Source organism: Lysobacter sp. Root604 (genome assembly GCF_001427505.1).
Classification (GTDB): Bacteria; Pseudomonadota; Gammaproteobacteria; order Xanthomonadales; family Xanthomonadaceae; genus Lysobacter.
In genome coordinates, this window is the sequence record NZ_LMGS01000009.1 from 1,428,839 (window position 1) to 1,448,545 (window position 19,707).

The window sequence follows — 19,707 nt, forward strand, 5'->3', positions numbered from 1 at the left end:
CCCTAGCCCCCCTTTTTCAAAGGGGGGAACTCGTGCGAAGGGCCGCTTTCGAGCTCGACATCAAACCGCCGTAGTCGCCGACTCGCGCAAACCCTGCGSCGCCTGCACCATCTCCATCGCCCCCTTTGACAAAGGGGGCGGGCGCCTTGTGTGAATCGATGTCGATTTGTGGCTAGCGGCGCCGGGGGATTTGCTGTTGCTGTTGGCACCGGGCAAAAGCAAATCCCCCCCTAGCCCCCCTTTTTCAAAGGGGGGAACTCGTGCGAAGGGGCCGCTTTCGGGCTCGACGTCAAACCGCCGCAGTTGCCGACTCGCGCAAAGCCTGCGCCGCCTGCACCATCGCCTTCAGCGCGGTGCGCACCTCCGGCCAACCGCGGGTCTTGAGGCCGCAGTCCGGATTGACCCACAACTGCGCGGGCGTGAGCACGTCCAGGGCTTTGTCCAGCAGTTCGCGCATCTCGTCCACGCTGGGCACGCGTGGCGAGTGGATGTCGTAGACGCCGGGGCCGATGCCGTTGGGGTAGCGGTAGCGCACGAACGCCTCCAGCAGCTCCATGCGCGAGCGCGAGGTCTCGATCGAAATCACGTCGGCGTCCAATGCGGCCACCGCCTCGATGATGTCGTTGAACTCGGCGTAGCACATGTGGGTGTGGATCTGGGTGGCGTCGTCGACGCCGCTGGCGGCCAGGCGGAAGGCTTCGCCTGCCCAGGCGAGGTAGGCCGGCCAGTCGGCGCGGCGCAGCGGCAGGCCTTCGCGCAACGCGGGCTCGTCGATCTGGATCACCGCGATGCCGGCCGCCTCCAGGTCCAGCACTTCCTCGCGCAAGGCCAGGGCGATCTGGCGGCAGGTGTCGGCGCGCGGCTGGTCGTCGCGCACGAACGACCACTGCAGGATCGTGACCGGCCCGGTCAGCATGCCCTTGACCGGGCGCGGCGTCAGCGACTGCGCGTAGCGCGCCCAGTCCACCGTCATCGCGCGCGGGCGGGCGACGTCGCCGTACAGCACCGGCGGTTTCACGCAGCGCGAGCCGTAGCTCTGCACCCAGCCGTGGGCGGTGAAGGCGAAGCCGGACAGTTGCTCGCCGAAGTACTCGACCATGTCGTTGCGTTCGAACTCGCCGTGCACCAGCACGTCCAGGCCCAACGCTTCCTGTTCGCGCAGGCACAGCTCGGTCTCGCGCTCGAGGAAGGCGCGATAGCCGGCGTCGTCCAGGCGCCCGGCCTTGTGCTCGGCGCGCGCCTGGCGCACCTGCGAGGTCTGCGGGAACGAGCCGATCGTGGTGGTCGGGAAGTCGGGCAGCTTCAGACGCTGCGCCTGCACCCGCGCGCGCTGCGCATAGGCCGAATCGCGTTGGGTCATCGCTGGCACCACCGCGGCCAGCTTGGCGCGCACCTGGGTGTCGCGCAGCAGCGGCGAGGCCAGGCGCGCGGCGCGCGCGCTCGCGGCCGCGCCCAAGGCGCCCGCCGCACGGTCGTCGTCGGCCAGGGTGTCGGCGAGCAGGCGCAGTTCCTCGAGCTTCTGCTTGGCGTAGGCCATCCACTGCTGCAACGGCGGCGGCAGCTTGCGTTCCAGGCCCAGGTCGATCGGCACGTGCAGCAGCGAGCACGACGGCGCCAGCCACTGCGCGCGCGTACCGGCGCGGCGCGCCAGACTGAGCGCCGCGTCGAGATCGGCGCGCCAGATGTTGCGGCCGTCGACCACGCCCAGACTGAGCGCGCGGTCTTCGGGCAGCTTGGGCAGCAGCGCTTCGAGCTGGCCGGGCGCGCGCACCAGATCCAGGTGCAGGGCCTGCACGGGCAGGGCGGCGGCCAGTTCGGCGTTGTCGCCCAGCCCGCCGAAGTAGCTGGCGAGCAGGCGCGCGGGCGCATCGACGCCGGCCAGCGCGTCGTAGGCGCGACGATAGGCCCGGCGATCGTCGTCATCGAGATCCAGCGCGAGGCAGGGCTCGTCCAACTGCACCCATTGCGCGCCCGCCGCCTTCAATCGGGTCAGCAGTTCGGCGTAGGCCGGCAGCAGCGCGTCCAGCAACTCGCGTGGATCGCCGCCGTCGCGGCGCTTGCCGAGCTTGAGCAGCGACACCGGCCCCAGCAGCACCGGCCGTGCCTGCAGGCCAAGCGCCTGCGCTTCGGCGAGCTCGGCCAGCGGCTTGTCGCCGCGCAGCGCGAAGCGCTGATCGCACTCGAACTGCGGCACCAGGTAGTGGTAGTTGGTATCGAACCACTTGGTCATTTCCAGGGCGCGCAGGTCGTGGCGCGCGTCCTGCAGGCCACGCGCGAGCGCGAAGTAACCGGCCAGGGGATCGGCATCCAAGGTATCGCGATAGGGTGCGGGCACCGCGTCGAACAGGACGGCGGTGTCCAGCACATGGTCGTAGAGCGAGAAGTCGTTGCAAGGCACGACGTCGGCGCCGGCGTCGCGCGCCAGCGTCCAGTGGCGTGCGCGCAGCGTGAGTGCGGTGTCGTGCAGATCGCCGGCCGCGATCTCGCCTTTCCAGAACGATTCCAGGGCTTGCTTGAGCTCGCGTCGCGCGCCGATGCGCGGGAAGCCGAGGTGGGTAACGCTGATCATTGAAGTCTCCTGCGATGCGTGTGGGCATGAGCAGGGCAACGAAGGAAGGCGGGTACGCACGCGCGACCGCCCGCCGCGGATGCGGCGACGCCGGAGCACGACCTGCCTTCGACCTTCGCCCCCGCGGGCGAACCGGTCCCGTGGAGGGCGAGGGCGAACGGCCATGGCCGCACGCACGCGCCGACCCGCGGGGCCGGAGTCGGACGGAGGGCGGACCCTCCGGTCATGGCAGGTCTTCGGGCTTGGGGCATGGCGTGGTTCGACGCCGCCTACTGTCCGTCGCTTCCCGGGCTCGCACCCAGTGCCTGACGGAGGTCGTTCCCTATACCGCTGCGGGGCAGCTCCGGAATTGGACGCGAGTCCGTACCGGATTCCCTCTAGCCGTCGCCGGCGCGAACCGGCGGCGTCTTGTCGCATCGCTTTATCTTTATGAAGCGATGGTCACCATGACGGCTGCCAAAGTACGCCTAGGAGCGGGGCCCGTCAATCGACGTTCGCGGGTTCAGGCCGCAGCGGATTCCAGCGCCGGCACCGGCGTCGGCACGCCGTCGCGATCGAGCGCGATCATGGTGAAGCGCCCGCGCGTGGCCAGTTGCGATTCGCCGCTGAGCAGGTCCTCGCAGTGCATCTCGACCTCGACCTGCATCGAGGTGCGACCCACCGAGACCACGCGTGCGATCAGCTCCACCAGCGCGCCCTTGGGCACCGCGGTGTGGAAGTCGATCTGTTCCGAGCGCGCGGTCACCACCGTGCGCCGCGCGTAGCGCGAGGCGGCGACGAAGGCGGCCTTGTCCATCCAGGCCAGGGCCTGGCCGCCGAACAGGGTGCCCAGGTGGTTGGTGTGATCGGGGAAGACGATTTCGATGATACGGGCTTCGGTCATGGGTTTGTTTCCCGGCAGAGCGAGGAGAGCGACGTCGTAGCGAACAGTTCCCTCTCCCGCTTGCGGGAGAGGGTTAGGGTGAGGGGCGCTTTTGCTTTAGCGGCTAGGAATCAAAGCAAAGGCATTCGCGCCGTTGGCGCTCACGCCCTCACCCCAACCCCTCTCCCGCGAGCGGGAGAGGGGCCTTAAGCAGGTCGGAGAGGTTTCGGCGCGCGGGTATCTCACCCGCCTGAATCAAAACGCCTCGTCGAACGCCACTTCGCCCTGTACGCCGACCTGATACGCCGAGACCCGGCGCTCGAAGAAGTTGGTCACTTCCTGCACGTCCTGCAGGTCCATGAAGCCGAAGGGGTTGGTGGCGCCGAAATGCTTGGGCATGCCCAGCTGGGCCATGCGCTGGTCGGCGCAGTACTCCAGGTACTGGCGCATGTCCTTCAGCGACAGGCCGACCACGCCGCCGGACAGCACGTCCTGGGCGAACTGGAGTTCGCAGTTCACCGCGTCCTCGAACATCTTCACCACCTGCGCGCGCAGGTCGGCGTCGAACAGGTCGGGCTCTTCCTCGCGCGCGGTGCGGATTACCTCGAACGCGAACGCCATGTGGCAGCTTTCGTCGCGGAACACCCAGTTGGTGCCCGAGGCCAGGCCGTTGAGCAGGCCGCGCGAGCGCAGGTAATAGACGTAGGCGAAGGCGGCGAAGAAGAACAGACCCTCGATGCAGCCGGCGAAGCAGATCAGGTTGAGCAGGAACTGGCGGCGCTGTTCGCGCGTCTCGATGCGCTTGAGGTCCTGCACTGAGTCGATCCAGCGGAAGCAGAACTCGGCCTTGGCGCGGATCGAGGGAATGTTCTCGACCGCGTCGAAGGCCTTGGCGCGCTCGTTCGGGTCGGGCAGGTAGGTGTCGAGCAGGGTCAGGTAGAACTGCACGTGCAGCGCTTCCTCGTACAACTGCCGCGACAAGTACATGCGCGCCTCGGGCGCGTTGATGTGCTGGTACAGGTTCAGCACCAGATTGTTGGCCACGATGCTGTCGCCGGTGGCGAAGAATGCGACCAGGCGTTCGACCAGATGCCGCTCGGCCGGGCCGAACTTGTGCTTGAGGTCGTTGACGTCCTGCGAGAAATCGACCTCTTCGACGGTCCAGGTGTTACGGATGGCGTCGCGGTACATCTCGTAGAAATGCGGATAGCGCATCGGCCGCAGGGTGAGATCGAAACCGGGGTCTAGAAGCTTAGGAGTGAGCGGAGAGGAGTGAGGAGCGAGCGGGGAGGTGACTGACATGGACATAAGGTTTTTCCGATTTCAGGTGTGCGAGAAAAAGCTCAGGCTCCGAAGACGACGGAGGAGCCGATGCACTACCAAGAGACTGTGATTTGGAACAAGTCCATGAGGCTGGCTGAAGTTGCGTGCCTGGTTTCGATGCGACTACCGGCTATGGAGCGATACGGGGTTCGATTGCAGATGACTCGTGCGGCGATATCCGTGCCGAGCAACGTAGCCGAAGGTTGGACCCGAGAGTCCAAGAGGGAGCGTGGCCAGTTCTTGGCTATCGCACAGGGCTCTCTGGCTGAGCTGAATACTCAGCTGTTGATCAGCGAACGGGTCGGCTGGTTGCTTGCGGCAGACCTCGTCGAGATAAAAGGACTCGTCGACGAGATCAGCCGCATGCTGACCGTCCTGCGCAGAGCATCCAGACCGAACTGATCGCGTCATAGCTCACTCCTCACTCCTACGCACTCGCTTCTCGCTCTTACTGGCAGGCTTCGCAGGACTCGGGGTTTTCCAGCGAGCAGGCGATCGCCTCGTCCTGGGTGTACTCCGGCTTGGGCGCGGCCACCGGCGCGCTGACCGTGCTCTTGGCGATCTTGGTGGCCGGACGCGAACGCAGGTAATACGTCGTCTTCAGGCCCTTCTTCCAGGCGTACATGTACATCGAGCTGAGCTGGCCGATGTTCGGGCTTTCGATGAACAGGTTCAGCGACTGGCTCTGGTCGATGTAGGCGCCGCGCTCGGCGGCCATGTCGATCAGCGAGCGCATCGGCAGTTCCCAGGCGGTGCGGTAGACCTGGCGCAGCGACTCGGGCACTTCGTGCACGGACTGGATCGAGCCTTCGGCCATCTTGATGCGGTCGCGCATCTCGGCGGTCCACAGGCCGAGCTTCTTGAGCTCCTCGACCAGGTACTTGTTGACCACCAGGAAGTCGCCCGACAGGGTCTCGCGCTTGAACAGGTTGGACACCTGCGGCTCGATGCACTCGTAGCAGCCGGCGATCGAAGCGATGGTCGCGGTGGGCGCGATCGCGATCAGCAGCGAGTTGCGCAGGCCGTGCTCGGCGATGCGCGTGCGCAGGGTTTCCCAGCGCTCAGGCTGCGACGGGGTCACACCCCAGGCTTCGAACTGCAGCTCGCCGACGCTGGCGCGGGTGTCGTCGAAGGACGGGTGCTTGCCGTGCTCCATCGCCAGCTCGTTGGAGGCCGACAGGGCGTGGAAGTAGATCGCCTCGGCGATCTCCTGGGCCAGCTTGCGCGCCGGCTCGGAGTCGAAGGCCAGGCGCAGTTTGAAGAACACGTCCTGCAGGCCCATGCTGCCCAGGCCGACCGGGCGCCACTTCAGATTGGCGCGGCGCGCGGTTTCGATCGGGTAGAAGTTCAGGTCGATCACGCGGTCGAGCTGGCGCACGGCCAGGCGCACGGTTTCGGCCAGCTTGTCGAAATCGAAGGCGCCCTTGCCGTCTTCGTACATCTCGACGTGGTGCGACAGGTTGATCGAGCCCAGGTTGCACACCGCGGTCTCGTCCTGCGAGGTGACCTCGAGGATCTCGGTGCACAGGTTGGACAGGTGGATGACGTTGCCGTCGCGCAGGGTCTGGTTGGACGCGCGGTTGGACTTGTCCTTGAAGTTCATCCAGCCGTTGCCGGTCTGCGCCAGGGTCCGCATCATCCGGCCGTAGATGTCGCGCGCCTTGACCTTCTTGACCGCCAGGCCGGCCGCTTCGGCGGCGTGGTAGGCGCGGTCGAAGGACTCGCCCCACAGGTCGGTCAGCTGCGGCACCTTGGCCGGGTCGAACAGCGACCACTCGGCATCGGCCTCGACGCGGCGCATGAATTCGTCGGGAATCCAGTTGGCCAGGTTGAGGTTGTGGGTGCGGCGCGCTTCGTCGCCGGTGTTGTCGCGCAGTTCCAGGAACTCCTCGACGTCGGCGTGCCAGGGCTCCAGGTACACGCAGGCCGCGCCCTTGCGCTTGCCGCCCTGGTTGACCGCGGCCACCGAGGCGTCCAGCGTCTTCAGCCAGGGCACGATGCCGTTGCTCAGGCCGTTGGTGGAGCGGATCAGCGAACCGCGCGAGCGGATGCGGGTGTAGCTCAGGCCGATGCCGCCGCTGAACTTGCTCAGCTTGGCCACATCCATGTAGCGCTTGTAGATCGCTTCCAGCGAATCGTCGGGCGAATCGAGCAGGAAGCAGCTCGACAGCTGCTCGTGGGTGGTGCCGGCGTTGAACAGGGTAGGCGAGGACGGGATGTAGTCGAGCTGGGCCATGCGGCGGTACAACGCGAGCGCGTCGCCGACATCCTCGCTGAGGGCGCAGGCGATGCGCAGGAAGAACTGCTGCGGGGTCTCGATCACGGTGCGCGCGGTCGGGTGGCGCAGTAGGTAGCGGTCGTACAGGGTGCGCAGGCCGAAGTAGTCGAAGCGCGCGTCCAGGCTGCGGTCGATGGCGTCGTTGAGCTTGCGCGCGTTGGCCTGCACGAAAGTCAGCAGGCGGTCGTTGATCAGGCCCAACTCGTGGCCGCGCACGACCGACTGCGAGAACGCGTGGATCTCGATGCCGGCGACTTCCTTCTCGATCACGTTGCTGAGCAGGCGCGCGGCGAGGCGGCCGTACTCGGGCTCCTCGGCGGTGAGCAGGGCGGCGGTGCGGATCGACAGTTCGTCCAGCTCGCGCGTGGTCGCGCCGTCGTACAGGCCGGAGATGGTGCGGGTGGCCACGCGCATCGGATCGACCGCGTACAGGCCCTCGCCGCAGCGGGTGACCGCGCGCACGATCTTGTTGAGGTCGACCGGTTCGCGGCGACCGCTGCGCTTGGTCACGCTCATGGTGAGGTTGGCCGCCGGCGGGGTCAGGGCGAAGCCGGGCGCGACGTCGGGCTTGCGCGCCGGTGCTTCGGCGGCGATGGGGGCGGGGGAGGTGCTCGCAACGGCGGGCGCTTCGGTGGTGGTGGTCATAGGGGCTCCGATGCGTGGGCGCACGGGTCGTCGGCCTTCCCACGAGGGCCGACGTGCGCGGACGCAGACGCAACGCCGAGGATCGGCGTTGCGGCTTGCGCCCCCGCGGGCGCGAAGTGTTCGAGGATGACGACAGGGTGTCGCGCGGGCCGAGACGGACCGCGGACCGCGACGGCGAACCGTGGCGGGGCGACACCGGCCGTCTTCCCCCGAAGACTCCTGAGCCGGTACCGCGCGGTGTGCGACGCGCGGTTGTCGGCAGGTCTTCGGGCTCGGGACTTGAAGCCAGAAGTGAGCGGGGAGAAGTGAGGAGCGAGTACCAAACCGCTCACCACTCACTTCTCTCCGCTCACTCCTGCTTCTCCTACTGGCGGCCGCTTCCCAGGCGCCGGGCGCCCAGTGCAATGACCGCGTTCGTTTCCCATACCGCTGCGGGGCAGCGCCGGCTTTGTCGCCGCCCTTTCGGGGCGGGTCCGCACCGGCTTCCCTTTTAAGCCGATCTCGCGATCGGCACCGACAGGCACAACATATTAGGGGTGCCCCGATCCGTCAACACGATATGTGGTGAGCGACCGCAGATTCGCAACAAAAACTTCGGCGCCGTTGCGGCGCCGCGCTTGGTGTTAACGTGCGTGGCGACAAGGACAGGGATGGGGCGCGATGGAGGGTCTGTTGGCGTTGTTGGTGCTGGTGCTGCTGGCCGTGCCGGTGCTGTTGATCATCGCCTTGGTATCGATCTCCGGGCTCAAGGCCCGGGTCGGGCTGTTGGAGGCGCGCATCGCCGAACTCGCGCAGCGCGCCGCCGCGCGGCCGACGGCGGCCGTCGCCGTGGCCGAAGAGCAGCCCGGCGAGCGCGAACCGACCCTGGGCGAGCTCATGCGCGACGCGCCGCTGCCGCCCGCACCCGTATCGCCGCCGCCCAGCCCCGTCTCGAGCACGCCTACGGGCCCGTCGCCGCGCACAATTCCCGGCGAGCCAGCCGTTCCGACGCCGGCGGCCGAACCGGCCTCGGCGCTGCCGCCGCCGTTGCCCGCCTCGGCGCCGCGTCCGATCTTCGAGGAGTCGCCGCGCGCCGAGCCCGCCCGCGCCGCGCGCGCCCAGGTACGCGCGCCCGCGCAGCCGGACCCTATCGAGCGCATGGTCGGCGCGGTCAAGCGCTGGTTCACCGAAGGCAACGTGCCGGTCAAGGTCGGCATGCTGGTGCTGTTCGCGGGCGTGGCCGCGCTGCTCAAGTACGCCACCGATCAGGGCTGGATGCGCTTCCCGATCGAGTTCCGCCTGGCCGGCATCGCCCTGGCCGCGCTGGCCGGGCTGGTGTTCGGCTGGCGCCAGCGCGAACGCAAGCGCAGCTTCGCGCTGAGCCTGCAGGGCGGCGCGATCGGCGTGCTGCTACTGGTGGTGTTCGCGGCGTTCAAACTGTACGGGCTGATCGAGGCCGGGCCCGCGTTCGCGCTCAGCATCGTGCTGGTCGCCGGCGCCGGCGTGCTCGCGGTGCGCCAGAACGCGATCGCGCTGGCGCTGCTGGGCATCTTCGCCGGCTTCATGGCGCCGATCTGGCTGTCGACCGGGCAGGGCAACCATGTCGCCTTGTTCAGTTACTACGCCGTGCTCAATGCGGCGATCTTCGTGATCGCCTGGTGGCGGCCGTGGCGCGCGCTCAACCTGCTCGGCTTCGTGTTCACCTTCGGAATCGGCACCGCCTGGGGCGTACTGCGCTATCGCAGCGCGGACTTCGCCAGCACCGAACCCTTCCTGCTGCTGTTCTTCGTCTTCTATCTGCTGATCCCCATCCTCTACGCCTGGCGCCAGGCCGCGGGACGGCGCGATTTCATCGACGGCTGCCTGGTGTTCGGCACGCCGCTGGTCGCGTTCTCGCTGCAGGCCGGCCTGCTCGAAGGCGAGCGCATGCCGCTGGCGTTCTGCGCGCTGGGCCTGGCCGTGCTGTATGCGGCGCTGGCCTGGTGGCTCAAGCGCCGCGAGCACTTCGTTGCGCTGGCCACGCCGTACGCCTTGCTCGCGGTCGGTTTCGCGACCCTGGCCGTGCCCTTGGCGCTGTCGGCGCAAACCACCGCCTGCGTGTTCGCGGTCGAAGGCGCGGCGCTGGTCTGGCTGGGCCTGCGTCAGCAGCGCATCTTGCCGCAGCTGGCCGGCCTGGCCTTGCAGCTGTTCGCCGCCGGCGGTTTCCTGATCGGCATCAGCGACGGCCCCGAACCGCTGACCGCGGTGCTCAACGCGCGCTTCATGGGCGCCTTGCTGATCGCGCTGGCCGGTTTCGCCAGCGCCTGGAGCTATCGCCGCGCCGAGCAGCGCAATCCGGCCTTGGCGTATTACCTGTGGGGCCTGGCCTGGTGGTGCGGCAACGCCTGGGGCGAGTTCGACCGCTTCCTGCTGTCCGATCTGCGCGCCGACGCCAGCCTGGCCTTCGTCGCGTTCACCGCCTGGCTGGCCGCGGAAGCCTACCGCCGCCTGCCCACGCGCGCGCTGTCGTGGACGGTCGCGCTGGGCCTGGCCGCGGCCTTGCCGCTGGCGATCGTGCAGGAAACCGCGCATCTGCATCCGTTCGCCGGTTATGGCCTCGCCGCCTGGCTGGTGTACGCGCTCGCGGGCTTGCGCGCGCTGCGCTGCCTGCGCGATCGCGCCGGCGCTGAGCTCGCGTTCGCGCACGCGGCCTGGCTGTGGGCCTGGCCGCTGGCGGCCAGTCTGTCGCTGCACGAGTTCGTCGGCCGCGCCACCGTCGGCGACGGCTGGACCTGGGCCGCGCTTGCGCTGCCGTTCCTGCTGATGGCCGCGGCCCTGCAGTGGCGGCCCGAAGCCGTCGCGCCGCCGCTGAGCGAGCGCTTCCGGCAATGGCGCGGCGTGGTCCAGGGCAGCTTCGTGTTCGCCCTTGCGCTGGGCGCCATCGTCGTGCTGGGCCAGCCCGGCGGCAGCGCGCCGCTGCCCTGGGTGCCGCTGCTCAATCCGCTGGACCTGATCCAGCTCGCGGTGCTGGCGCTGTTCGCGTTCTGGCTGGCCTCGCCGTCGGCGCCGGACGATCTGCGCGCGCGCCGGGTGCCGCTGCTCGCGGCCGCGGGCTTCGCCCTGATCACCGCGATCACCCTGCGTGCCACCCACCACTGGGGCGGTGTGCCTTGGGATGGGTCGATGTACCGCACCGGTCTGGTCCAGACCAGCCTGACCGTGGTCTGGAGCCTGCTCGGCGTGCTCGGCTGGGTGATCGGCTCGCGTCGCGGCCAGCGTGGGCTGTGGCTGGCCGGCGCGGTGCTGATGGCGGTGGTGCTGGCCAAGCTGGTGTTCGTCGACCGCACCCACCTGGGCAACCTGCTCGGAATCGCGTCCTTCATCGCTTACGGCCTGTTGTGCACCCTGGTCGGTTACCTCGCGCCGGCGCCGCCGGCGACGAGCGATGCACCCGCAGAGCCCCCTTCGGAGATGTCGGCATGAGCCTGGTCCGCGCAGTAGCGAGCATCGCCTTCGTCTTGTGGCCCGCGCTGGGCCTGGCCGGGCCGCGCGACGACTATGCCCAGCAATGGCCCTTGCAACTGAGCAGCGCGGACGCGGGCGCTTACCGCGTCGTGCTGGACGATGCGGTCTATCTGCAGGCGCGTCAGTCCGGCCTGCGCGACGTCGACGTGATCGACGGCACCGGCAATCCGGTGCCCGCGGCGATTTACCGGCCTGGCGCCAACGACGTGCGCGCGACCAGCAAGGTCAGCCTGCCCTGGTTCGCCTTGCCCGCGCGCGCGGCCGGCGGCGCGCAGGACTGGCAGTTGGTCAGCGAGGTCGAGGCCGACGGACGCCTGCGCCGGGTCGAGGCGCGCGGCATCGGCCGCGCTACCGCGACCGGCCCGCAGACCGCCTTGCTGATCGACGCCAGCACCGTGCGCACGCCGATCCGCGCGCTGGAGCTGGATTGGGCGCCGGGTACCGCGCTGGACGCGGCCTATCGGGTCGAGGCCAGCGACGATCTCGAGCGCTGGCGCGAGGTTGCCGCGAACGGGCGCCTGGTCGATCTGGAGCAGGGCGGTCGGCGTTTGCTGCAGCGCCGAATCGCGTTCGAGACCAATGGCCTGCGTGCGCGCTATCTGCGCCTGAGCCCGCTTAATCCCGATGCGGTGGCGCCGATCCGCGCGGTCAGCGCCGAGCTCAGCGCCAGTGCCGATCCCGCGCCGCTGCGCTGGCGCCAGCTCAAGGGCCAGCGCCTGGCCGCCGAAGGCGCCAAGGACAAGGGCGCGCGTTTCGAATTCGAACTCGACGGCCGCTTCCCGATCCAGCGCATCGACGTCGCGCTGCCCGGCAATTACGCGGTGCGCTGGACCCTGGAAAGCCGCGACCAGGCCGACGCGCCGTGGCAACGCCGCCTGGACACCTGGACCGCCTTCCGGGTCGGCGCCGACGGTCGCTCGTCCTCGCGCGCCTTGACGGCGCGTACCGACGACCGCTATTGGCGCCTGCGCGCCGATGCAGCGGTGCCGGCCGAGCCGACCCTGCGTCTGGGTTATCAATCGGAGATGGTGGTCTTCATCGCCCAGGGCGCGCCGCCTTACGCCCTGGTCGCCGGCAGCGCGCGCACCGCGCGCGACGATCTGCCGCTGCCGCAGGCGATGATGGCGCTGCAACAGGGCCGCGGCGCCGATTGGCGCCCGGCCGAGGCCAGCCTGGGTGCGATGAAGGCCCTGGCCGGCGCGGCCGCGCTGCAGGCGCCGGAGCCCGAGCGCAACTGGCGCACCTGGCTGCTATGGGCGGTGCTGGTGCTGGGCGCGCTGGTGGTCGCCGGCTTCGCTTTCAGTCTGTTGCGCGGGAGCGCGCCGCCGGCGGCGTGATTTAGGAGCCGGGATTTGGGATTCGGGAATCGGGATTCGTTACGGCAAGAGCAAAAGCCCGCGGTTGCGGGCTTTTCGCTTTTTCGAATCACAAATCCCGAATCCCAAATCCCGGCCTTTACACTATCGGGCTACGGCAGCCGACCCTGCGCGCGCCGCCTTCCCCTTATGTCCGTGCCCAGGAGGCCTTACGTGTCTATCGTCCGCATGACCGATCTCGATCTCGCCGGCAAGCGCGTGCTGATCCGAGAAGATCTCAACGTGCCGATCGACGCCGGCCGCATCACCTCCGAACAACGCATCCTGGCGGCGCTGCCGACCCTGAGGCTGGCGCTGGAAAAAGGCGCGGCGGTGATGATGACCTCGCACCTGGGCCGGCCCAAGGAAGGTGTGTGGAGCGAGGCCGATTCGCTGGCGCCGGTGGCCGCGCGCCTGTCGCAGCTGCTGGGCATCGAGGTGCCGCTGATCAAGAACTGGGTCGACGGTGTGGACGTGCACCCCGGCCAGTTGGTGCTGCTGGAGAACTGCCGCATGAACGTGGGCGAGGGCAAGGACGACGAAGCCCTGTCCAAGCAGTACGCCGCGCTGTGCGATGTGTTCGTGATGGACGCCTTCGGCACCGCCCACCGCGCCCAGGCCTCGACCCACGGCGTGATCCGCCAGGCCAAGCTCGCCGCCGGCGGCCCGCTGCTGATGGCCGAGCTCGATGCGCTGGCCAAGGCCTTGGACAACCCGGCGCGTCCGCTGCTGGCGATCGTCGCCGGCTCCAAGGTCTCGACCAAGCTGGAGCTGCTGTCCTCGCTGGTCGGCAAGGTCGATCAGCTGATCGTCGGCGGCGGCATCGCCAACACCTTCATCGCCGCGCTCGGCCACAAGGTCGGCAAGTCGCTGGTCGAAACCGACCTGATCGGCACCGCCACCCAGATCATGGCCGACGCCAAGGCGCGCGGCGCCGATATCCCGGTGCCCACCGACGTGGTGGTGGCGCCGGCCTTCGCCGCCGACGCGCCGGCCACGGTCAAGGCGGTGGACGCGGTGGGCGATGACGACATGATCCTCGACATCGGCCCGGACACCGCCGCGCGTTACGCCGAGCTGATCAAGAACGCCGGCACCGTGGTCTGGAACGGCCCGGTCGGCGTGTTCGAGTTCGACGCCTTCGGCCACGGCACGCAGGCCCTGGCGCGCGCGATCGCCGCGTCCAAGGCGTTCTCGATCGCCGGCGGCGGCGACACCCTGGCTGCGGTCGACAAGTACGGCATCGCCGACGACGTCAGCTACATCTCCACCGGCGGCGGCGCCTTCCTCGAGTTCCTCGAAGGCAAGGAACTGCCGGCGGTCGCCGCGCTCAAGCAGGCGGGCGCCTGAGCGTGGCCGCGGCCACGCCGACGCTGTTCTTCGACCTCGACGGCACCCTGATCGACTCGGCGGTCGGCATCACCCGCTGCGTCGCCCATGCGCTGACCCGGATGGACCAGCCGGTGCCGCCCGAGTCGGAACTGCGGCGCTGGATCGGCCCCTCGCTGCGCACCAGCTTCGGGCCGTTGTTCGCCGAGCCGGCCCAGGTCGAACGCGCGGTCGAGCACTACCGCGAGCGCTTCGAGAGCCACGGCTGGGCCGAGCATGAGGTCTACGCCGGCATCGAACAGACCGTGGAATCGTTGCACGCGGCCGGCCATCGCCTGGCGATCGTGACCGCCAAGAACGAGCCGCACGCGCGCAAGATCATCGAGCACCTGCCGTTCGGGCACCGCTTCGACGACGTGATCGGTTCGACCATGGACGGCAGCCTCAGCGACAAGCCCGAGCTGATCGCCGAGGCGCTGCGGCGCTTCGCGCTGACGCCGCAGGACTGCTGGATGATCGGCGACCGGCGCATGGATATCGAGGGCGCGCGCCACCACGGCATGCGCAACATCGGCGTGCTCTGGGGCTTCGGCGGCGAGCACGAACTGCGCCAGGCCGGCGCGCACCTGCTGGCGGCGACGCCGCAGCAGTTGCCGGCGCTGCTCGCGGCCTGAGCCCAGGCCTAAGCGACCGCGAGCTGCGCCAGCGCATTCCGTGGCGCAGCATTCCGGACCCGCCGACCGCACCGCGCGTCGGCGCGCGCGGCTGCGGATGTGCCGATGCACGCAATTTGTGCCATTCACGTGCCCTGCTGTGAAGCGGGTCAAGGTTTGCGACGCGCGCCGGGGGTAGCGTCCGGCTGCGGTCGTCCGATCGCGCAGACACGGAGTCCGCACCATGCGTCGCAAGGGCAGTGTGTTCCGGAATACCTCGATCGCCGTCGCCTTGCTCGGCTTGCTCATGGCCGGCGTCGCCGTCGCCGGGCGCGCCGGCGAAGGCTATTCGGTGATCTATTTCGACGACGCCGGCAACGAGGTCGGCGGCGCCACCGCCAACTGCGGCGGCCAGTACGTGTCCTGGGGCCTGCGCACCGCCCACTACACCCGCAATACCTGGATCTGCGACTGACGCCGACGCTGGCGTCGATCCCGCAGCCGCGCGCGGCATCGCGCGACGTTCGCGCCACCGTGAGCGCGAAGGCCGCATGCCGCGTCGCTTCCTCTCCCACGTAGGATGCGGTGAGTCCAGCGAATCCCGGTCATCGAGCACGGTCGGCGCGCGCGCTGGGTGCCGGCCTACGACGACGCCGCGCTTCGTGGCAGGACTCACCGCATCCTGCGGTTTCGCGGCGCGCCATCGCTGCTCGCACCCGCACGCCACACCGGCGCCTCGTGCCGGCGCCTCGTAGGATGCGGTGAGCGTAGCGAACCGCATCGTTACGCATGTCCCCCGGCCCAGGTGCCGCGTCCCGCAGACGCGCGACGATGCGGTTCGCCTGGCGGCTCACCGCATCCTACGGCGGCGTCGTGCGTGCGACTTCGCCTCGTAGGATGTGGTGAGCGTAGCGAACCGCATCGTTACGCATCTCCCCGGCCCAGGCGCTGCGCACCGTAGCTTCGCGACGATGCGGTTCGCCTGGCGGCTCACCGCACCCTACGGCGCCCGCTTAATCGCCGCGGGCCTGCCACTCGCGCGCGAGCAGGCCGTAGATCGCCGAATCCTGGCATTCGCCGGCGACCTGCCAGCGCTCCAGCAGCACGCCCTCGCGGCGGAATCCCAGGCGCTCCACCAGCCGGCACGAGGCTTGGTTGCGCGGGTCGATGTCGGCCTCGAGGCGGCGCAGCCCCAGGCGGTCGTAGGCATGCTCCATCACCAGCTGCAGGGCCTCCTGCGCGTAACCCCGGCCCCAATGCGCCGACCGCAGCGCATAACCGATCTCGGCCCGGCCCTGTTCGCGATGGATGTCGAACAGGGTCGCCGCGCCGATCAGGCGGTCGCTGTCGCGCAGCGCGATCGCCCAGCACAGCATGCTGTCGTTCGAGCGCGCGGCGATCGCGCGCGCCAGATAGTCCTCGGCCTGGCTGCGCTGGGTCCAGGCCGGGAAGCTCCAATAGCGCATCACCGCCGGATCGGCGTGCAGGGCGTAGAAATCGCCCAGGTCGTCGCTGCGGAAGCCGCGCAGGCGCAGGCGCTCGCCGCGCAGCAGGGGCAGGTCGTCGCGTTCGGCGGATTCGTCTCGGATCGGAGCGGACATGCGTGCGGAACCGATGGAAGGACGCGGCAGCTGTGCTAGCGTGGCCCGCAGTCACGGAACCGCAGTCTGCCATGCTCGCCAATCCTCGTCGCACCAAGATCCTCGCCACCCTGGGCCCGGCCACCGATCCGCCGGGCGTGCTCGACGCCCTGCTGACCGCGGGCGTCGACGTGGTCCGACTCAATTTCTCGCACGGCGATCCGTCCTCGCAGATCGCGCGCGCGACCGCGGTGCGCGAAGCCGCGCAGCGGGTCGGGGTGGAGGTCGGCATCCTGGCCGATCTGCCGGGCCCGAAGATCCGCATCGAGCGTTTCGCCGACGGCAAGGTCTTGCTTAAGGCCGGCGACCGCTTCGACCTGGTCGCCAGCACCGACGCGCCGCCCGGCAGCCTGCGCGAGGTCGGGGTGAGCTACCTGGGCCTGCCCAACGACGTCAAACCCGGCGACGTGCTGCTGCTCGACGACGGCCTGCTGCAGTTGCGCGTGGGCGCGGTCGAAGGCCAGCGCATCGTCACCACCGTGCTCAACGACGGCGCGCTGTCGGACCGCAAGGGCCTGAACAAGCAGGGCGGCGGCCTGTCGCTGGGCGCGCTGACCGAGCGCGACAAGGAGCTGATCGCGGTCGCGGCCGAGCTCGGCGCCGACTTCATCGCGGTCTCGTTCTGTCGCAACGCCGAGGACATGAACGAGGCCCGCCGGATCGCGCGCGCCGCCGGCAGCGACGCCGCGCTGGTGTCCAAGATCGAGCGCGCTGAGGCGATCGAGAACCTGGCCGAAATAGTCGAAGCCAGCGACGTGGTCATGGTCGCGCGCGGCGACCTGGGCGTGGAGATCGGCGACGCCGAGCTGCCCGGCCTGCAGAAGAAGATCATTCGCGAGTCGTTGGCGCGCAACCGCGTGGTCATCACCGCCACCCAGATGCTGCAGTCCATGGTCGACAGCCCGATCCCGACCCGCGCCGAAGTGCTGGACGTGGCCAACGCGGTGATCGATGGCACCGACGCGGTGATGCTGTCGCAGGAATCCGCGGCCGGCCGCTATCCGATCAAGGCGGTGGAGGCGATGGCGCGCATCTGCCTGGGCGCCGAGCGCCAGTTCGACCACGACACCGATTTCGAAGCCGCGCCGCGCAACCTCGAGCGCGCCGACCAGGCGATCGCGATGGCGGCGATGTTCCTGTCCGAGCACATCGGCGTGCGCGCGATCGTGGCCATGACCGAGTCCGGCGGCACCGCGCGCTTCCTGTCGCGCTTCCGCTCCAACTCGCCGATCTACGCCTTCTCGCGCCACGACGGCGCGCGCCGGCGCATGGCCCTGATGCGCGACGTCTATCCGATCGATTTCGACAGCCGCGGCCTGGCCTCGCGCGATGCCGCGCGCAGCGCGGTCAAGCAGCTGTTCGACAGCGGCAAGCTGGCGATCGACGAGCGCGTGATCTTCACCAGCGGCGACACCATGGAACAGCACGGCGCCACCAACACCCTGCGCCTGCTCCAGGTCGGCGCCGGCGGCTGCGCCGAGGGTCTGGGCGAGCTCTGAGCCTGGCCGGGCGTCCCGGCCCGCGGCACACCTTTGCGGTGCCGCGCGGCTCGACTTGAAAACGGTTACCGCCAGGCCCCGCAACGGACTGGCGGGTCTGAACGGCGTGCGGGGGCGGCTGTCGTCGCCAGCCGCTATAATTGCGGGCTTCCCACCGCTCCCCAGGACGTCCATGAGCATCGAACAGCTTGCCGAAACCGCCCAGGCCATGGTCGCCGCGGGCAAGGGCATCATCGCCATCGATGAGTCCAACGCCACCATCGCCAAGCGCTTCGCCGGCGTCGGCATCGAGAACAGCGAAGAGCAGCGCCGCGCCTACCGCGAGCTGCTGCTGAGCACGCCCAAGCTGGGCGACTACATCTCCGGCGCGATCCTGTACGACGAAACCATCCGTCAGTCGACCAAGGCCGGCGTGCCGTTCACCAAGCTGATGGCCGACAACGGCATCATCCCGGGCATCAAGGTCGACAAGGGCCCGCAGCCGCTGGCCGGTTTCCCGGGCGAAGTGGTCACCGAGGGCCTGGACGGCCTGCGCGCGCGCCTGGAGGAGTACTACAAGCTCGGCGCGCGTTTCGCCAAGTGGCGCGCGGTCATCAACATCGGCGACGACATCCCGTCCGGCACCTGCATCGAAGCCAACAGCCACGCCCTGGCGCGCTACGCCGCGCTCTGCCAGGAGCAGGGCCTGGTGCCGATGGTCGAGCCGGAAGTGATCATGGACGGCAGCCACGACATCGACACCTGCTTCGAAGTCACCGAGGTCGTGCTGCGCTCGCTGTTCGGCGCGCTGTACGAGCAGAGCGTGATGCTGGAAGGCACGATCCTGAAGGCCTCGATGGTGCTGCCGGGTTCGACCTGCGACGAGCAGGCTAGCGTCGAGGAAGTCGCCGCCGCCACCCTGCAGTGCCTGAAGTCGACCGTGCCGGCGACCCTGCCGGGCATCGTGTTCCTGTCCGGCGGCCAGTCCGACGAAGCCGCCACCGCGCACCTGGACGCGATGAACCGCATGGGCCCGAATCCTTGGCCGCTGTCGTTCTCCTACGGCCGCGCCATGCAGTCGGCCGCGCTCAAGCTGTGGTCGCAGGACCTGGTCAACAACGTCGCCTCGGCGCAGCAGACCGTGTTCGCGCGTGCGCGCGACAACGGCCTGGCCGCGCTGGGCCAGTGGCAGTCGGCCGCGTAATCCCGCCGCCCGCTGCAGCGAAAACGCCGGCCTCGTGCCGGCGTTTTCGTTTTCCGTTCCGTTTCCCTACTCCCGCAAGCGGGAGGAGGGCGCGCGCGGCGACCGATGAAGCGCGCGCGCAACGCCCTTGCGCGTCCCCGCCCAGCTCGCCAGAGCCGGCAGGGCAGGGGCCGGTGAACCTCGGCCGTCATGCGGCGGCGCGCGTATGACGGCCCCGCCTAGCGCTATCGGGCTAATCGGGTCTCCCGCCAAAGCCGAGTAGACTGACGCCAGTCGATGCGGGAGGCAGCGCGGCATGGCGGATTCCAAGAAGGTCGCGATTTCCCCGGAGGCCGCCGCGGCGGTCGCGCGTGGCGATCTGATCGCCGCGATCAAGCTGGTGCGCGACGCCAATGGCCGGATCGAGCTGCGCCTGGCCAAGGAAGCGGTCGAGGCCTGGCGCGACAGCCGACCCTTGCCCAGCGGCGGCACCTCGTCCCACGCCACGTCCAAGCCCAAGGCCGCGCCGACGGCGCAGGGCGGCCTTCCCGCGGCCGCCTTGCTGGCCTTGTCGCAGGGCAAGACCATCGAAGCGATCAAGGTCCTGCACCAATCCGGCCTGGACCTGCGCACGGCCAAAGAGCGCGTCGACGCGCATCTGCACGCGCACACCAAGACCGCAACGGTGGCGCACAATGCCGCCAGCGCGCGCCCCAGCGTGATCTCCGTGCGCACGCCGACCGTGCAGCACGACGAAAGCGACCGCAAGCTGGTGGTGTACGCGCTGCTGGCCGTCGCGATCGCGACGGTCGGCTATCTGTGGGAAGCGGGCTGGCTGTAGACGCCCGCGAAGCTCGGACTCGACCGTAAGGGGCGCAGCGAACCGCGTCGCTGTCGCGGCATCGCGGT

Annotated in this window: 14 protein-coding genes and 2 riboswitches; of the genes, 9 read left to right on the forward strand and 5 right to left on the reverse strand. The window is 69.3% G+C overall.

The genetic code is table 11. The annotated features are described in order from the left end of the window. Nucleotides 1–289 precede the first annotated feature (289 nt). From metE to ASD69_RS14635, 3 genes are all read right to left on the reverse strand, one after another. Nucleotides 290–2,569, reverse strand: coding sequence for a 5-methyltetrahydropteroyltriglutamate--homocysteine S-methyltransferase (gene metE / locus ASD69_RS14625; protein WP_056179391.1), 2,280 nt, complete (start codon nt 2,567–2,569; stop codon nt 290–292). Nucleotides 2,570–2,778: 209 nt separating this feature from the next. After that, a riboswitch (cobalamin riboswitch) is annotated at nt 2,779–2,995 on the reverse strand. Between the two features lie 76 nt (nt 2,996–3,071). Further along, on the reverse strand, nt 3,072–3,470 hold the full coding sequence (locus ASD69_RS14630) for an acyl-CoA thioesterase (RefSeq protein ID WP_162250663.1): 399 nt from the start codon (nt 3,468–3,470) through the stop codon (nt 3,072–3,074). A 216-nt stretch (nt 3,471–3,686) separates the two neighbouring features. After that, nucleotides 3,687–4,733, reverse strand: a complete 1,047-nt coding sequence (locus ASD69_RS14635; RefSeq protein WP_056179398.1) for a ribonucleotide-diphosphate reductase subunit beta — start codon at nt 4,731–4,733, stop codon at nt 3,687–3,689. A gap of 69 nt (nt 4,734–4,802) precedes the next feature. Between ASD69_RS14635 and ASD69_RS14640 the strand changes: the two genes are divergently transcribed. Continuing rightward, complete coding sequence (locus ASD69_RS14640) at nt 4,803–5,156, forward strand: four helix bundle protein (RefSeq protein WP_056179400.1); 354 nt, start codon at nt 4,803–4,805, stop codon at nt 5,154–5,156. 46 nt (nt 5,157–5,202) lie between these two features. Here the strand turns inward: ASD69_RS14640 and ASD69_RS14645 are convergent, their stop codons facing one another. Beyond that, on the reverse strand, nt 5,203–7,548 hold the full coding sequence (locus tag ASD69_RS14645; protein ID WP_235567237.1) for a ribonucleoside-diphosphate reductase subunit alpha: 2,346 nt from the start codon (nt 7,546–7,548) through the stop codon (nt 5,203–5,205). A 368-nt stretch (nt 7,549–7,916) separates the two neighbouring features. Then, nucleotides 7,917–8,210, reverse strand: a riboswitch (cobalamin riboswitch). Between the two features lie 127 nt (nt 8,211–8,337). On the opposite strand from ASD69_RS14645, the gene ASD69_RS14650 reads away from it, so the two are divergent. The 5 genes from ASD69_RS14650 (at nt 8,338) to ASD69_RS14670 (ending at nt 14,972) form a co-directional block, all read left to right on the forward strand. Then, nucleotides 8,338–11,118, forward strand: a complete 2,781-nt coding sequence (locus tag ASD69_RS14650) for a DUF2339 domain-containing protein (RefSeq protein WP_056179403.1) — start codon at nt 8,338–8,340, stop codon at nt 11,116–11,118. Continuing rightward, a complete protein-coding gene (locus ASD69_RS14655; RefSeq protein ID WP_056179406.1) occupies nt 11,115–12,497 on the forward strand; it encodes a DUF3999 domain-containing protein in 1,383 nt (460 codons plus the stop codon). Before ASD69_RS14650 ends, ASD69_RS14655 begins: the two co-directional genes overlap by 4 nt. Nucleotides 12,498–12,689: 192 nt before the next feature. Then, the gene (locus tag ASD69_RS14660; RefSeq protein ID WP_056179409.1) at nt 12,690–13,865 is read left to right on the forward strand and encodes a phosphoglycerate kinase; all 1,176 of its coding nucleotides are present in this window, start codon (nt 12,690–12,692) and stop codon (nt 13,863–13,865) included. Nucleotides 13,866–13,867: 2 nt separating this feature from the next. After that, nucleotides 13,868–14,518: an HAD hydrolase-like protein gene (locus tag ASD69_RS14665; protein WP_056179412.1), complete on the forward strand. Its 651-nt coding sequence runs from the start codon at nt 13,868–13,870 to the stop codon at nt 14,516–14,518. Nucleotides 14,519–14,741: 223 nt separating this feature from the next. Continuing rightward, nucleotides 14,742–14,972, forward strand: a complete 231-nt coding sequence (locus ASD69_RS14670; RefSeq protein WP_056179417.1) for a DUF6289 family protein — start codon at nt 14,742–14,744, stop codon at nt 14,970–14,972. A 538-nt stretch (nt 14,973–15,510) separates the two neighbouring features. On the opposite strand, the gene ASD69_RS14675 is transcribed toward ASD69_RS14670, so the two are convergent. After that, nucleotides 15,511–16,098 (reverse strand): GNAT family N-acetyltransferase, encoded by a 588-nt coding sequence (locus ASD69_RS14675; RefSeq protein ID WP_082576496.1) that lies wholly within the window; start codon nt 16,096–16,098, stop codon nt 15,511–15,513. A gap of 71 nt (nt 16,099–16,169) precedes the next feature. Between ASD69_RS14675 and pyk the strand changes: the two genes are divergently transcribed. The 3 genes from pyk to ASD69_RS14690 all read left to right on the forward strand — a co-directional run bounded on the left by pyk (nt 16,170) and on the right by ASD69_RS14690 (nt 19,639). Then, nucleotides 16,170–17,636 (forward strand): pyruvate kinase, encoded by a 1,467-nt coding sequence (gene pyk / locus ASD69_RS14680; RefSeq protein WP_056179421.1) that lies wholly within the window; start codon nt 16,170–16,172, stop codon nt 17,634–17,636. 172 nt (nt 17,637–17,808) lie between these two features. Continuing rightward, entirely contained in the window at nt 17,809–18,819 is a 1,011-nt protein-coding gene (locus ASD69_RS14685; protein ID WP_056179423.1) for a class I fructose-bisphosphate aldolase, read from the forward strand. A gap of 295 nt (nt 18,820–19,114) precedes the next feature. Further along, the gene (locus tag ASD69_RS14690) at nt 19,115–19,639 is read left to right on the forward strand and encodes a hypothetical protein (protein WP_056179426.1); all 525 of its coding nucleotides are present in this window, start codon (nt 19,115–19,117) and stop codon (nt 19,637–19,639) included. The last annotated feature ends 68 nt before the right edge of the window (nt 19,640–19,707 follow it).

Coding starts and splice junctions, on each gene's coding strand:
- metE (WP_056179391.1), bottom strand. CDS start 2,569: ATGATCAGCGTTACCCACCTCGGCTTCCCGCGCATCGGCGCGCGACGC.
- ASD69_RS14635 (WP_056179398.1), bottom strand. CDS start 4,733: ATGTCAGTCACCTCCCCGCTCGCTCCTCACTCCTCTCCGCTCACTCCT.
- ASD69_RS14640 (WP_056179400.1), top strand. CDS start 4,803: ATGCACTACCAAGAGACTGTGATTTGGAACAAGTCCATGAGGCTGGCT.
- ASD69_RS14645 (WP_235567237.1), bottom strand. CDS start 7,548: ATGAGCGTGACCAAGCGCAGCGGTCGCCGCGAACCGGTCGACCTCAAC.
- ASD69_RS14650 (WP_056179403.1), top strand. CDS start 8,338: ATGGAGGGTCTGTTGGCGTTGTTGGTGCTGGTGCTGCTGGCCGTGCCG.
- ASD69_RS14655 (WP_056179406.1), top strand. CDS start 11,115: ATGAGCCTGGTCCGCGCAGTAGCGAGCATCGCCTTCGTCTTGTGGCCC.
- ASD69_RS14670 (WP_056179417.1), top strand. CDS start 14,742: ATGCGTCGCAAGGGCAGTGTGTTCCGGAATACCTCGATCGCCGTCGCC.
- ASD69_RS14675 (WP_082576496.1), bottom strand. CDS start 16,098: ATGTCCGCTCCGATCCGAGACGAATCCGCCGAACGCGACGACCTGCCC.
- pyk (WP_056179421.1), top strand. CDS start 16,170: ATGCTCGCCAATCCTCGTCGCACCAAGATCCTCGCCACCCTGGGCCCG.
- ASD69_RS14685 (WP_056179423.1), top strand. CDS start 17,809: ATGAGCATCGAACAGCTTGCCGAAACCGCCCAGGCCATGGTCGCCGCG.
- ASD69_RS14690 (WP_056179426.1), top strand. CDS start 19,115: ATGGCGGATTCCAAGAAGGTCGCGATTTCCCCGGAGGCCGCCGCGGCG.